13 protein-coding genes are annotated in these 14,994 nt (G+C 47.2%); 5 read left to right on the forward strand and 8 right to left on the reverse strand.

Features of this window, described 5'->3' with window-relative positions; genetic code table 11:
• Positions 1-6 precede the first annotated feature (6 nt).
• Genes KN811_RS07130 through KN811_RS07140 form a run of 3 tightly spaced genes read right to left on the reverse strand, consistent with a single transcriptional unit; the run spans position 7 to position 3,528 of the window.
• Positions 7-1,176, reverse strand: coding sequence for an ABC transporter permease (locus KN811_RS07130; protein ID WP_187965158.1), 1,170 nt, complete (start codon positions 1,174-1,176; stop codon positions 7-9).
• 4 nt (positions 1,177-1,180) lie between these two features.
• Positions 1,181-2,128, reverse strand: a complete 948-nt coding sequence (locus KN811_RS07135) for an HlyD family secretion protein (protein ID WP_187965157.1) — start codon at positions 2,126-2,128, stop codon at positions 1,181-1,183.
• Positions 2,129-2,139: 11 nt separating this feature from the next.
• Positions 2,140-3,528, reverse strand: a complete 1,389-nt coding sequence (locus tag KN811_RS07140; protein ID WP_345725277.1) for a TolC family protein — start codon at positions 3,526-3,528, stop codon at positions 2,140-2,142.
• A 476-nt stretch (positions 3,529-4,004) separates the two neighbouring features.
• Here KN811_RS07140 and KN811_RS07145 point away from each other — a divergent pair, with 476 nt between their 5' ends.
• The gene (locus KN811_RS07145) at positions 4,005-5,009 is read left to right on the forward strand and encodes a formylglycine-generating enzyme family protein (protein WP_187965156.1); all 1,005 of its coding nucleotides are present in this window, start codon (positions 4,005-4,007) and stop codon (positions 5,007-5,009) included.
• Between the two features lie 110 nt (positions 5,010-5,119).
• The gene (locus KN811_RS07150; protein ID WP_216334744.1) at positions 5,120-6,436 is read left to right on the forward strand and encodes a Gfo/Idh/MocA family protein; all 1,317 of its coding nucleotides are present in this window, start codon (positions 5,120-5,122) and stop codon (positions 6,434-6,436) included.
• A gap of 128 nt (positions 6,437-6,564) precedes the next feature.
• Here KN811_RS07150 and KN811_RS07155 read toward each other — a convergent pair whose 3' ends face one another.
• The 4 genes from KN811_RS07155 to KN811_RS07170 form a co-directional block, all read right to left on the reverse strand.
• Positions 6,565-7,725: a serine hydrolase gene (locus KN811_RS07155; protein ID WP_187967057.1), complete on the reverse strand. Its 1,161-nt coding sequence runs from the start codon at positions 7,723-7,725 to the stop codon at positions 6,565-6,567.
• A 345-nt stretch (positions 7,726-8,070) separates the two neighbouring features.
• Positions 8,071-8,607, reverse strand: a complete 537-nt coding sequence (locus KN811_RS07160) for a thioredoxin family protein (RefSeq protein WP_425596682.1) — start codon at positions 8,605-8,607, stop codon at positions 8,071-8,073.
• A gap of 34 nt (positions 8,608-8,641) precedes the next feature.
• Complete coding sequence (locus KN811_RS07165) at positions 8,642-10,099, reverse strand: pyridoxal phosphate-dependent decarboxylase family protein (RefSeq protein WP_247716428.1); 1,458 nt, start codon at positions 10,097-10,099, stop codon at positions 8,642-8,644.
• Positions 10,100-10,178: 79 nt separating this feature from the next.
• A complete protein-coding gene (locus tag KN811_RS07170) occupies positions 10,179-10,631 on the reverse strand; it encodes a DoxX family protein (RefSeq protein WP_187967055.1) in 453 nt (150 codons plus the stop codon).
• An 81-nt stretch (positions 10,632-10,712) separates the two neighbouring features.
• Here KN811_RS07170 and pdxR point away from each other — a divergent pair, with 81 nt between their 5' ends.
• Positions 10,713-12,185 carry a MocR-like pyridoxine biosynthesis transcription factor PdxR gene (gene pdxR / locus KN811_RS07175; protein ID WP_187967054.1) on the forward strand — a complete coding sequence of 491 codons (1,473 nt, stop codon included), beginning with the start codon at positions 10,713-10,715 and terminating at the stop codon, positions 12,183-12,185.
• Here pdxR and KN811_RS07180 read toward each other — a convergent pair whose 3' ends face one another.
• Positions 12,186-12,557, reverse strand: a complete 372-nt coding sequence (locus KN811_RS07180; RefSeq protein ID WP_187967053.1) for a DUF2784 domain-containing protein — start codon at positions 12,555-12,557, stop codon at positions 12,186-12,188.
• A 106-nt stretch (positions 12,558-12,663) separates the two neighbouring features.
• Between KN811_RS07180 and KN811_RS07185 the strand changes: the two genes are divergently transcribed.
• Positions 12,664-13,752 (forward strand): AI-2E family transporter, encoded by a 1,089-nt coding sequence (locus KN811_RS07185; RefSeq protein ID WP_187967052.1) that lies wholly within the window; start codon positions 12,664-12,666, stop codon positions 13,750-13,752.
• Between the two features lie 73 nt (positions 13,753-13,825).
• The gene (locus KN811_RS07190) at positions 13,826-14,953 is read left to right on the forward strand and encodes a class I SAM-dependent methyltransferase (protein WP_345725300.1); all 1,128 of its coding nucleotides are present in this window, start codon (positions 13,826-13,828) and stop codon (positions 14,951-14,953) included.
• The last annotated feature ends 41 nt before the right edge of the window (positions 14,954-14,994 follow it).

A 14,994-nucleotide genomic window follows, 5' to 3' on the forward strand; every position in this document is an offset into this window, starting at 1 on the left:
CTTTACTTATGCAGGGCGCTCTTCTGCTTCCATAACTTTTCTGCCTTTAATGCTGAGTGCGATAAAAGCCCCGATGCCACACACCCCGCCTATAAGGACCATTGCCCATATAGGACCGGTTGTCTGTGATACGGAGCCATTCTCAACGATCAGCACCCGCAATACTTTCAGGTAATGTGTGAGGGGGATACAATTGGCTATAGCCTGTACCCATACGGGCATCTGGCTTAGGGGCCAGGTAAAACCGCTCAGGATAAAACTGGGGGTTGCCACCACCATCAACACCTCGGTAGCCTTGAGCTGACTGGGGATGAGTACACTGAACAATATACCGATAAAACTGACCGATGCGGTAAATATCCCGGTGATCAGCGTCAAGGATACCATATTCTCCTTCAACGGCATGCGAAACCACCATGCGAATAACATGTAAAGCCCCCATATACCGATACTCATCAGTAAATACGGCAGCACTTTCACCAGGATGAGTTTAAGCGTAGAAGGACATCTTTGGAGTAGTACCCGGAAGGTCCCGTTCTCATATTCCGCAGCAAATGACAGTGCCAAACCAAGCAGGAGCACCTGTTGCAATACCGTGGCCAACACCCCCGGCCATAAGAAGTACATATAATTGGTACTCCTGTTATATTTTTTAATGAATGTGGTCTGAAAAGGTTCGTACTGGGTCATGGCAATGCGTTCCGGGACTCCCTGTTTTTTTAAGGTTTCGATCTGGATCCCGGCCTTCATGGTCCCCAGGCAGAGCTGTATGGCCGTAGAAGCATAATTGGCCGTGAGTACGCTGGAAGTGTTGACTATGGTAGTAACTTCGGGGTGTTTTTTGGTAAACACCTTTTTTTCAAATCCCCTGGGAATGAGTACCACACAGGCTGCCTCATCTTCTATGGCATAAACTCCTATATTATTCTGGTCGAAGAGCAGTCGCGATACATTGAGAACCTCATTGTCTTCAAACATCTGTATGGCCTTACGGCTCAGATCGCTTTGGTCTTCGTCCACCACTATGACAGGCAGGTCGGTGACCTTTCCCTTGCTGTAGACATACCCGAGAAGCACCCCATAAAGTACGGGAGCCCCGATAAAGAGCAACCGCAACACCTTGTTCTTCCAGAACAGACGGAATTCCCGTTGCAAAAGTCCGAAAAAGTTTTTCATCTGCTTAAAAGGTTGTGGTTACGGTTGTCTGGGTAATAATATCCTCTGCTTCCTGTTCGCCAAGGGGCAATACCCTGATCTCATAGAGAGATTCCTGCATCTCATAATCGGGATAAGCAGTTGCGATATTCGCATAGCTTCCCAGTTTCTTAATTACAGAGACCTGCCCTTTTATTTCCTGTTTGTTGTAGGCCACCTGCAGCACCAGTTCCTGTCCCTTTTTCACATCGCTGAGCCTGCTTTCCGGCAATGTAAAGCGAAAATAAGTGCTTCGGGCCAGGTAACCGCTGAACAGGGCGTAACCGGGCAACGCCAGTTCCCCTTCGTTCAATGAGACCGTTTCGATACTCATATCCTGTGGCGCTATGATGTACCGCTCCTTATAGGCCGTATCCACTTCTTCGAGCGCCCCTTCCGCCCTTTCCTGCTGTCCCAATGCCATGGTCTGCTGTTCCTGTCGGGCGCCTGTTCTCGCTTCGTTCAGTTCGGCCTGAACCGCAATATACTGGGACCTTGCCCCCTGGTATTTGGTATAGGCTTCATCATAGGTCTGCTGGGGGACAAGAGAATCCTTTAGCATATTTCCGAGGCGGGTCACCGATTTTTCGGCAAATTCATATTGTTCCTTCAGAGCGTCGTGTTTGGCACGGAGTTGTTCCAGTTGTCCCCGGGTAGCTCCTTTTACGGCCATTTCGTATTGGGCCTTTGCCGAGGTCAGGGCACCCAGGGCCTGGTTTTTTTTGGCGTCTACTTCCGGGATGTCAAGAATGGCAAGAGTGTCTCCTTTTTTAACCATGTCTCCCTCGGCTACGAACACCTTAACGATCTTACCCGGGATCTTGGCCACTACGGCAAGGGATTCCCTTTCGGTCCTGCCCTGTATCACATTGTCGTATGGCCTTTTGCAGCCGGTCCATGCCAGTATGGCGCATAAAGCTATTATTCTCTTCATTGTCCTTGGTTTTATCTGGAAATAAAATGCATTAATTTTCCCGTTGCCAAAAGGGTTTCCAAAGTGGCCTGGCGCTGTTCGATGATAATGTTGACCCTGTTCATGGAAGACTTCAACAGGTCATTTTCCGACTCCAGCCTTTCCGAGATCCCGATCAGCCCTTGTTGGTACTGCTTTACCGAGATATTCACATTGTTCTGCGCTATTTTTTCCTGTTGGGAAGCGATCTCGATCTTCTCGTTCAGTACCCTGACATTGGCGTAGTTATTGTCCAGGAGCAATTGCAGTTTTTCCCTGGTGTCATCGATCTGGTCCTGCAGTTGCCGGACATTGATCTTAGCTTCCGATATCTTATGGTGCCGTTCAAACCCGCTGAAGATCTCCCACCTCAGTCCCAGGCCTATTAACCAGTTTGGTCCCAATGTTGCCTGGTTGAGCCCCAGGTTCAGGGAACGGTCCAGTAATGGAATGGTGGGCGTGGTAAAACTACCGTCAAACAAGCTCGAGTAGGTAAGCCCCCCGAATGCCCCTATGGTAGGGAAATAACTCCCTTTTTCCTTTTTAAGGAGGTACTCCTGGGCTTCCCTGAAAGATTCCAACGCCTTAATTTCCTGTTTCCCCGCTATGGAAAGTATTTTTTCGTCTGTGATCAGGTAGGGGGTTACCTTGTTTTGTACGTTTACGGCCTGTTCCCGGGAATAACCGGTCAGATAATGTATTTTTTGATAGAGCACGTCCCTTTTCCCCTTGAGTTCTGTCCTTCTCATTTTCAGTTCCAGTCTGGCCAGGCTTATTTTATCCCGGTCATACGGAATGGCGAGCCCCTGCTCTACAGCCCTTCCCACCCGGGAGGCCTCGGCAGCCAGCCGCTTTTCACTGCCATTGATAACCTTTTCCGCTTCATCCAGTAAGGTCAACTGATCGAAAGTATGGATGACTTCCCGGACGACCACATCCTTTCCGGCATCCAGCAGATGTTGCATTCCTTCCGTTTTGCGCTGTATGGCCTTAGCCCCGTTAACGATCTGAAAGCCACTGAAAATAACGGTTTTGGCCAGTATGCTCCCGTGAAAAATGTTCCCGTAGTTATCAAAACTCGTCTTTCCCTCAAAGAGCTGGATGTTTTCGGACGGTGTCGTCACTGTCGGGATATCCATGGTCAGCCTTCCGTCAAAATACGAGTATAACGCAGTCCCTTCCACTTTGGGCACATAGGTATTCCACACACTCTTTTCCTGAAGTTGAAGTTTTTCTATTTCCATCTGCCTGTGCCTGATCTCATTGCTCTTGTCCAGGGCGCTTTCGATAGCTTCGTACAATGAAGGCGAAATATCGATCTGGGCATACAGGAAGGGATAAACCGAAAATACCGCCCAGCATAAAAGTATTCTTTTTTTCACATATTTTGAGTTTTAGAACTCATCTTGAGTTCTTCATTAATATTTGAATCTTTTCCATGACCCCCAGGCAACCCCGAAAAAAATCCGCCCCTGCCTGATGGCTTTTATCACCGTCCGGATTGCCCCTTATAACCTTCCAGGTTATTAAAAATACGTTGAAATGTCTCCTTTAAATTACGGATTTTTTTTATATCCACCCTTTTAATGCAATCCCCATGGTTCCACCCAGTGTATTCATGACCTTGTCCTCCATGAACCTTCCCCGGCGGGTCAGGGTTCGGTTGAGTACCATAAAGCCCTCAACACCAAAATATTGTATAGGTCTTCCGTTTCTAATACAACGCGAGTTTCCATGACAATAGCAATTTATACAATTTCCAAATCATTTTGTTAAATAATGTTAATTCCTTATTTAAGTTGGAATAATTATATAATATTCGAAAAATTTCAATATTACCTTAATCAACTAAAACAAAATGTTTCGGAAACGAATATACGTCCCGCTCCTCATCACCGGGATTTCCATAGGGCTACTGGCCAGTATATCATGGACCTCCTACCCGCAAAAAGACAATTTTAAACCATATACTCAGAAAATATCCGGTACTTCCGTTACATTCGGTATGGCTCCCATCCCGGAAGGTACTTTTAAAATGGGAAGTGCAGCAAACAATTCCCCGCACCGGGAGGATGAAGTTCCACAACACAAAGTAAAAATAGCCCCTTTCTGGATGGGGACCCACGAAATTACATGGGATGTTTATGAAATGTTCCTGAACAAGGATTATGAGCAGTCGGTAAGTGACAGCCGGCTCACGGATGAAGTAGATGCCGTTTCACGCCCTACCACGCCCTACCTGGACATGACTTTCGGGATGGGTAAGGAAAACATGCCCGCCATCGGGATGACCCAATACAACGCTATACAATTCTGCAAATGGCTCTATGCAAAGACCGGGGTATTCTACCGCCTGCCCACCGAAGCAGAATGGGAATACGCCTGCCGTGCCGGAAGCACTTCTGACTATTTCTTCGGAAATTCCCCCGAAAAACTGGATCAATACGCGTGGTATGCCGCCAACAGCGAAGAAAAGACACATCAAACAGGGCAAAAGGAACCCAACCCCTGGGGGCTGTACGACATCCTCGGAAATGTCATGGAATGGACCATAGACCAGTACACCCCGGAAACCTACGGGCAACGCGGAAAGGTGACTGAGAACCCCGTAGTGAAAGCCACCGAGCTATACCCGAGGGCCATACGTGGCGGAAGCTATAAAAGTACCGCAGAAGACCTCCGCTCTGCCAGGCGTTTCGCCTCTACTCCGAACTGGAAAAAGATAGACCCGCAAATGCCGAAAAGCAACTGGTGGTTCCCCGAGGCCCCTTTCCTGGGAATACGGGTGGTACGCCCGCTGAACCCGCCTTCCGAAGAAGAGATCATAAGCTATTACAACCAGGAACCCATTGAAGATTATTAGAACCCGGAATACCAGATACCGGGGCCCGATACCAGGTTCCCTACTCAAAACACTAATATATAAACCTGATTTTCAACCGTTAACGTAAACATTATATAAAATATACTATTATGAAACCTTCCAATACCCGCAGAGATTTTATGAAAACAGCAAGCCTGGCGACAGCCGGTGCCACGATGTTAAGCCCTTTTTCCATTCCCGGAGCCTACGCAGCCGGGAGCGATATCATTAAAATTGCGCTTATCGGATGCGGTGGCCGGGGTACCGGGGCTACATTCCAGGCTTTTGGAACCGGGCACAACATTAAACTGGTGGCCATGGCCGATGCCTTTAAGGACCGCCTGGAAGACAGCTACTCCAAATTCCTCAAGAAGTTCGGGAAGGAAAAGGTGGATGTTCCCGAAGAACGGAAATTCACAGGGTTTGACGCTTACAAACACGCCATAAAGGAGGCTGATGTGGTGATCATCGCTACGCCCCCGGGATTCCGTCCGGATCATTTTGAAGAAGCCATCCGGCAGAACAAACAGGTATTTATGGAAAAACCCGTAGCTACGGACGCCACTGGTATCCGTAAGGTACTTGCCGTAGCCGAAAAAGCCAAGGCCAAAAAGCTGAATGTCGTTGTGGGCCTGCAAAGGAGGTATCAGGACAATTACCTGGAAACCGTAAAAAGGATACACGACGGCGCCATCGGGGATATCGTGGGCGGACAGGTTTTCTGGAACGGTGGCGGTGTATGGGTCAGGGAGCGCCAGCCCGGGCAGACGGAAATGGAATACCAGATGCGCAACTGGTATTACTTTAACTGGCTGTGTGGTGACCATATCGTAGAACAACATGTGCACAACATTGATGTAGCCAACTGGGTAAAAGGGAGCTACCCCGTAAAAGCCGAAGGCACCGGGGGGCGCATGGTAAGGACAGGAAAGGATCACGGGGAGATCTTTGACCATCACACGGTACTCTTTACCTATGATGACGGCACCGTGATACACAGCGAATGCCGGCATTTTCCCGGCTCCCACAACCGTGTTGATGAATCCTTCCAGGGCACTAAGGGGCGCTGTTTTATGCACGCCGGTAACCACGGCATGCTTTGGGACTCCAAAGGAAACGAACTTTATAAACACAACGGGGAAAACAATCCCAATCCCTACCAGAAAGAACACGATGAACTCTTTGGGGCTATCGTAAAGGGAGAATACAAATTTGCCGATGCAGAACACGCTGCCAAAAGCACCATGACAGCCATTATGGGCAGGTATGCCACCTATTCCGGGAAAGTCATTAACTGGGAAGAAGCGCTGAACTCCGAAGTAAACCTGAAGCCCGAACAGCTCAGCTGGGATGCCCAACCCAAGGTATTACCGGGTAAAGACGGATATTACCCTCATGCCGTTCCGGGAAAAACCAAGGTAATCTAACATCTCTGCGGAAATCTGCGTCATCTGCGGGAGAAGATTTTGCCCGCAGATGGTGCAGATCATCGCAGATTTAAAAACATTTAATGTAACGTGAGTTCGACGTAAGAATACGGGCACCTTAAATCAACCTACTTTTTTAGTGCAAGTTCATTCTGATAGACCTGCCTGCCCAGTTCTGCTAAAAAGGGATGTCCCGTTTCTTTATAATCGTAATTACCGTCGTTGAATATAGCGTTTTCATTGACGAGAACTGTCGCTGTCAGGATAAATTCCACCTTGTTTTCCTTGTCCTTAATATAGGCGCAATCGGTAAGGGTGCCATAGGCATATCCTACTTTATTATAGATCTCAATATGTTTCGGAATGGTAGTTGTTGTATCGCCATACATAAAAAAGCGGTCAAAACTGTCCGGGTATTCTTCCTGGTCATAACCCGCCTCGGCCGGAGTGGCTTTCATGGCGTAGAGCAAGAACTTCCGGTCCTCGTCCCTCAGGTTGAACTGCTGTTTTTTCGGGTATAATTCAGGAAAGATCAGCCTTTTCATCGTATTGTGCTGGGTTTTTACCGGGTAATAGTTTTTCAGTGAAAAATCCATAGGTCCTTCAACAAGAACACTATCCTTCATATACCCCTTACCCTTTAACACTTGTTTTATCTGAAGCGGCTGCGGTTCTTTGTTATAGCTGGAAAACAGTTGTACAAGGGTAGAGTCGTTCTTATAGGCCACTATGGGCCTGGTAGTGATATTGGCTGCATCGGTTGTAGAAAGCCGGTGCGAGAGCCTGAAAGGAACAAGCTCTTTCTCCTCCATTTTATTATTGATATAATCCGTTCCCAAAAATTCAAAAAGGCGGTTAAAGGCCACATTGTCGCTCACCGCAAATATCTTTTTTACTTCTTCGCCTACGGTGGTTACCACGGTATCTTCTTCGAAATAAAACCGGGTATTCCGGTCCATCCACTTTTTCTCCTTCAGCCGTTCCATTGCCAAAATGGCCACAGGGAACTTCACCGTACTGGCCGGATAAAAGTAAACACTGTCATTGGCATGATAATAAAAATCCTCTAAAACCGGTTCCCCCGATTCATTATAATTGACCCGGGAAAAAACAACCTGTACCCCGTGTTGGTCCGGGTGGTCCATAACCTTTCGTATTTTCGGGAGATCGGAAGAAAGTGCGGTCTCCAGGGGAGCTGTCCTGATTTTGGAAACATCCGGCCCCTGTTGCCCCTGTTTACAGGCCGTAATCAGAAAAACGAGAAAAATATACCGTATATTCTTAAACATTTCGATAAAAATTCTGTGTTTTAAGTAAAAATATAAAATATTTTAAACAGAACAGTATCTTTCAGGACAAGAATTAAAAATATCTGTCATTTCACTGAAAAAAGATACATTTTTGATAGGTAGAAATTGCCAGAATTTTATTTTTGGAAACCGAACTTGTGAGGTTCATGAACCCACCATAGCGAGTGAGAACGAAATGGTAATATTTACGCATCTTTTTCTATGCTGATAAAGGCAAGGCTAAAAAGATTGATAGAAGATTGAATCCGCTACGCGGGAAGATTGAACGAGATCGAAATGTTACTGTATTTTAACTTTTGATGTGATCCTAAGCCTCGGCGGACCTTACTTCGATCCGCCGTCATATTCTTCCCAGGGCGTGGTTTCGTAGATATTATCGCCAAAATATTTGGCCACCCGGAGGAATTTGTCCGGACCATGGTAGCCCGGTACGGGGGACAGTAACTGTTGTTTTTCGTTGAGGAAAACCCCTGTGGGATAACTGAACCTGTTTTGAAGCAAAGCCGCCGCCAACTCGTGGTATCCCCTTCTGCCTGCCGGAACGTATTTGAATGTGCGTCCGTTATACTCGATATTTTCCTTGCCTTCCCCATCCAGTTTCACCATGTAGAATTTGTTACGCATATAAGCGGCCACTTGCGGGTTGGCAAAGGTGTTCTTATCCATTTTTTTGCACCATCCGCACCAGTCCGTATAGACATCCACGAATATCTTTTTGGGAGTATCGTCATTTTGCACCTTTTCAATGGCTTCTTCCCAGCTCAGCCATGTCACCGCCTGGCCTTCTTCCTGGCCGAAGGCCATGAATATCCCCATGAGTATAAACAAAATAAAGGTCAGTATATATTTAACCCATCCCATTTTTTACGATTTTAGAGCATAAAGATAAGAAAAGTTAGTGGTCTCCTGAAATGTGTAGAGATGATTTTGGTCCCCCCGAAAGCACCCGGTCCCGGTTTTCCCTTATCATGTCCAGAGCTATGTCCATTTCCCGCAGATGGGTCCGGAAACTCACAACGGCACAACGTATCCATAATTTTTCCCCAATCGTGGTAGACGACAGGAACACCCGTCCGTCTTCGTGCAGGGCCTTTATAAACGCTTCGTTTTTACGGTTATCCGGGTCGTCCGGTATACGGAATATCGCTACGGACAGATCAGGTGTTTTTCCTGTTTCAAACCCCATCGTTCCGGCCTTTTTATGAAAATAGCGGCATAACATCAGTTTTTCTTCCAGATTTGCCCTGAACGGAGCCACTCCGTGGAGATGCAGCGGAAGCCACATCCGCAGTCCCCGGAAATGCCTGGACAGTTCCGGGCCGGAATCCGCAGGGTCGATCTCATCCAGGCCATAAGCGTCTTTCATATAGGCGGCTTTATAAGAATTGGAGGCTAGCAGTGCATTGCGGTCGCGTATCAGTACCACACCCGAGCCATAGGGCATAAACAGGGTTTTATGCGGGTCCATCACCACGGAATCGGAACGTTCCATTCCTTTAAACCTGGCTTTAGCTTCTTCGACAAGGACAAAAAATCCGCCATAGGCCGCGTCGAGATGAAACCACATCCCGTATTCATCACGGATATCGGCAATCTCATCCAGCGGGTCTATGGCCCCGGTATCGGTCGTACCTGCTGTCGCTATGATAAGAAAGGGATGCAGGCCTTCGCGTTTATCCTCTTCTATTTGCTTTCTGAGTGCTATTACATCCATCCGGTAGTTGCCGTCCACAGGGATAGACCTGAGCACCGCTTCATACAGTCCCGTGGTATGCAAAGCCTTATGTATGCAATGGTGCACCTGTTCTGTAAAATAGATGGCCATTTTTCGCACGTTCGAAGCATTGATTCCGTAACGGTCCCTCGCCGCTTTTATAGCGATAAGATTAGCTATGGACCCTCCTGAAGTAAGGTTCCCGTGGGTCTCTTCCGGATAACCGACCACCGAGGCCAGCCACCGGATCATCTGGTTCCCGATCTCCACTGCCCCGGGGCTGGAATAGGCGATCCCGGCATAGCGGTTGGCAGCAGCAGCCAGCATATCTGCCACGGCACTCGTCCAGAGTCCGCCACCCGGGATGTATCCCATATGCCGCCCGGAAGCGGAATTAATACCTGTGGCATCTACTTCATCCTTCAAAATATCGATAAGCTGCTCCAGGGATTTTCCCTCCTCGCCTATCTGAAGTGCCCTGAGTTTGTTAATTTCCCCGGTAGTGTATCCCGGAGCCCCGGGAAGGCTTTCCACGAAGTGCTCCACATAAGCATTGGCCTCTCTGACAATATCGTGCCTGGTCCCCGTATCGGGTTCGAGTTGCCGGGCTATATTTTCCAGTTCCTTTATTTTTTCCATGACAAGCATTTTTTGATCAGCGCAGCTTTTTCGCCACTGCTTCTTTCTTTATTCTGAATTCAGTTTCTAATTTACAATACTAATTTTTATTTAAACCGGAATCTACACTCCACCTGCCGGACGATGCCATACCGGCCAGCAGGAAAGCCGCAGCACTGTCCACAAAAACACTGTAATCCAACGGGTTCTTTACCCCAAACGAATAAGCCATTGTCAGCGCAAATACCAGGGTGAGTATGGCCGCCCCGTATGCTGCCAGCCTTGTTTTATAGCCGATGAGCAACAGCATACCCAAAGCCGTTTCCAGCACTGTGGCGGATATCGCCAGAAAAGGGATCATCCCGGCCGGGGCAAAGGAATTGACCTGAGCCGTATATTCCAGGAATCCATCCCATCCGGAAGATTGGCTCCCCCAAAGCCCCAGCCTGGAAAATACGGCCGAAAGGAATGTGGCAGCAAGGGCAAGCCGCAACAGGAAAATTGCAGTCGGTAATCGTCGATTTGAAGTTCCGGTGTTCTTTAAAGTTTCCATGACTTGTATCTTTTTATACAAAAATATATCTTTACTGGATGACATACTTAATCCAGAATCTATAATTAAACTCATCCAGTTATGGATTTTCTTCAGGAAATTACAACCATAGATCACAAGGCGGATACTCCCGTATACCTTCAGATCACCAATGCTTTTATTCACAACATCAGGTCCGGGCATTTCAGGAAAGGGGTCAAACTGCCGGGTTCGCGAAAAGTGGCGGCACTGTTAAAGGTCAACCGGATGACGGTGGTGGCAGCTTACGAGGAATTACAGGCCCAGGGCTGGATCGAAAAACGGCCTCAAAGCGGGACTTTTGTAAAAAATGAACTGCCTTTACTGTCCCCGGAGCGTATCGCAGAAAAAGAGGAACCCTATACGGTTCCGGAAAGCACCCATTTCAATTTTGATGAAAACCGTATTTTTCCCATCGTGTCTTCGGGGTTCCCTCCGGAAGGGAAACTGGTGTTCAATGATGGTTTTCCCGACCCCCGGCTCGCTCCCGTAGAAGCACTTCTGAGGAATATGAGAAGCCTGTCCCGCAGGGCTGTCCATAAGAAATACTTTATGTACGGCGGCTCACAAGGCACCCTGATTCTCCGTAAAACCTTGTCTGAACACCTGAGCGATACCCGTGGCCTGCCCGTAACTCCGGAAAATATCCTGATCACCAAAGGTTCGCAAATGGGCATATTTCTCGCTACATCCCTACTGATACAACCGGGGGAAGACATTATTATCGGCGAGCCCGGCTTTACCGGGGCAGAATTTGCTTTCCGGCAGTTAGAAGCCCGTATAAACCGCGTCCCGGTAGACGAGGATGGTATAGATGTAGAAGCCATTGAACGCCTTTGCCGGACAAAAACGATCCGCTTTGTATATGTTATTCCCCATCACCACAACCCTACTACGGTGACCCTCACTCCCGAAAGACGGATAAAACTGCTGGAACTGGCCCTGGCCTATAAATTCGCCATTCTGGAGGATGATTACGATTACGACTTCCACTACGCCAGTAAGCCCATGATGCCCATGGCCAGCCTGGACAGGTATGGAAGCGTTATCTATATCGGAACACTTACCAAAACCCTTGCCCCGGCGATCCGTATCGGGTTTATGGTTGCCCCGGAAAATTTTATCCGGTCGGCCACTCACCTGAGAAAATCGATCGACGTACAGGGGGACAGCCTTATGGAAAATGCCATTGCCGAACTGTACAGGGAAGGTGCCATCGCCCGGCATATCAAGAGATCCGTAAGACTTTACAGGGAGCGCAGAGACCACCTGTGCCGGCTTCTCCGGGAAGAACTCGGCAACAGTGTATCTTTTAAGATCCCCGACGGGGGAATGTCTGTCTGGACCACATTTCAGGGTGAAGATCTCACCACCATCTCCAAAAATGCCCGTGAAAAAGGCCTGATCCTCCCCGATGGCAAAGAACACGACACATCCTCTAAAAAATATAACGCTACACGGCTGGGGTTTGCTTCCCTGAATTTCGAGGAGCAGGAACAGGCTGTGGGGATATTGAAGGCTTTGATAAAAGTTTAATTACTTATTGAAAGTCCGCTTGGAAAAATTCACCCAAAGCGAGCATCCTAGGGCAAGGACGGTAAAAATAAGGGTTAGCGTATTTACCAATCCTTCATCCGGGATCCAGCCTGTAATATAGCTTATAAGAAAGCTAATGTAACTCTCCGGCAGTTTATCATAGCCCATTTGAAATAAGACCCGGTAATGCCAATCGGTTAAAAAACAATACCCGAAGCCTTTCCAGAATCCCAATATTACCCACGAAAAAAGTGTGATGAGCAGGCTGAAAAGATGCCATTTTCGCCACCTGGGCACCAGCCATCCAAAGAGGTTGAACAGGACAAGCGCCGTGTGAAAGACCAGAAAAAAATAATGGGCCGGGTATAGCATAGAAATGAGATCAAAGGTTTTCTTTATGCTTAACGGAAAATTATTACATTTACTTTTCTCAGCAGGGAAGTGTTTATCCTTTCCCTAAAGTAAATAAACAACCGTTATGAACTCAAAAACAATTGCGAACGGTATTTTAAGGGCCGTGGCCATACTGGTTGGCATTGCCATACTGCTTCTTTTCCTGTACAAGATACAATCAGTACTCGTCTACATTGCCTTTGCCGTGGTCATATCGCTTATCGGCCGGCCGATAGTCCGCTTTTTTAAATATAAGCTAAAATTTGGGAACACCATTTCAGTGGTCATTGCCATGACGCTCCTCGTGGGTATCCTGGCCGGGCTTATTGCCATGTTTATCCCGCTTCTCATTCAACAGGGGCATAACCTTTCGTTGCTCAATATAAGTGAGCTTCAAAAAAACCTGGAAAACCTATACGGACAGATCACTGACTATTTTGCCCTGAGGCAGATAGACATTTCGCAAACCATAAAGGACTCCGATATCATGTCCAGGTTCAACCTTTCCGCCATCCCGGATTTCCTCAATTCCCTGATAGGCACTTTGGGAAGTTTTAGTATAGGGCTGTTTTCCGTGATCTTCATCTCCTTCTTTTTCCTGAAAGACAGCCGGCTATTTGATGCTTCGGTGATCACCATCGTTCCCGACGGCAAGGAAGAAAGGGCCAAAAGGTCCATGGAAAAGATCAAGAATCTCCTTTCCAGATATTTTATCGGGCTGGTATTTCAGATCCTTATTCTTTTTATAATATACACGGTGGTTTTACTCATTTTCGGAATTCCGAATGCCATCGTCATTGCATTTCTCTGCGCCCTGTTGAACCTCATTCCATATATAGGTCCGCTTATCGGGGGGTTCCTGATGATCGTCCTTACCATGACCAGTAATCTGGGTGCCGATTTCAGCAGTGTAATACTCCCCAAAACCATTTATGTACTCATCGGTTTTATCATCGGTCAGCTTATCGATAATTTCTTTAGCCAGCCTTTTATTTTTTCCAACAGCGTTAAATCGCACCCCCTGGAAATCTTCCTGATCATTATCATCGGCGGGTTGCTTTTCGGGGTCACCGGAATGATCGTTGCCGTGCCCGCATACACGGCTATAAAGGTCATTTTAAAGGAATTTTTAGCAGAAAACAAGATTGTAAAGTCGCTTACCAAAAATTTATAGCATTACTTTGAATAAATTAATTTTAAATACTGGTGTACAAAATTTTATATTAAAAAATAAGAATACTGACATCGTGTCACTCCTGCTAAAAAAGAGCCCTTTTGAGGGGGTGAGCATGAAGGAGGTTGCCAATCAGGTTGAGGTCCGGAAAAAAGCCCTTAAAAAACTGCCTTTGTGGTACAACACCCCGAACATCTACTACCCTTCCAAACTGTCCATGGAGCAAACTTCTTCTGAAGTCACTGCAAAATACAAGGCGGGACTTACGGACGGAAAAAAGCTGATAGACCTCACCGGAGGTTTTGGTGTGGACTCCCTTTTTTTTGCCGAAAAGGTTGACCGTGTTTTTCATTGCGAAACCGACCCGGAACTGTCGGAGATCGCTTCCTATAATTACGAAATCTTCGGGGTAAAAAATATCACCACAATACCTGGTGACGGTGTCGATCACCTGAAAAGATCAGGCCAACAGTTCGACTGGATCTATGCCGACCCTTCCCGGAGAAATGACCGCAAGGGAAAAGTGTTTATGCTCCGGGACTGCCTGCCCGATATTCCCGCTCATCTGGACACGCTTTTCAGCCATTCGGAAAACATCCTTATCAAGACCTCCCCTATTCTCGATATTACGAGTGGCATTACCGAACTCCGGGATGTAAAAGAGGTTCATGTAGTCGCTGTAAAGAATGAAGTGAAGGAATTACTCTGGGTACTAAAAAAGGGATACCGGGGCGACATCCTCCTCCGGGCGGTAAACCTGGAAAAGGGAACAGAACAAACCTTCCGGTTTTACCGGGAAGAAGAAAACCGTGCAACCCCCGGACACATCCTGCCCCTGAAATACCTTTACGAACCGAATGCGGCCATTTTAAAAGCAGGAGGTTTTAAATCCCTTGCCGAAAAAACAGGACTGGGTAAATTACACCCTCATTCACACCTCTATACTTCGGAGGAACTTCTAGAGAACTTTCCCGGAAGGGCATTCCGCATTACGGCCGTCTATCCTTACACCAAAAAGGTTCTCAAACCTGTGTTAAACAAGGGTAAGGCCAATATCACCATCCGGAACTTTCCCGAAAGTGTAGCACAGGTACGCAAAAAATTCAGTGTGCAGGATGGCGGCGATCGCTATTTGTTTTTTACAACCGACAGGAATGATGAAAAAATCGTGATAGCATGTGATAAAAATATACTAATTTGATGATGAAGTGAAGATCAAAACGGCAATCAGCAACGGGTAAC

Origin of the sequence: Sinomicrobium weinanense (genome assembly GCF_018863395.1) — a bacterium.
In the GTDB taxonomy this organism is placed as follows: domain Bacteria; phylum Bacteroidota; class Bacteroidia; order Flavobacteriales; family Flavobacteriaceae; genus Sinomicrobium; species Sinomicrobium weinanense.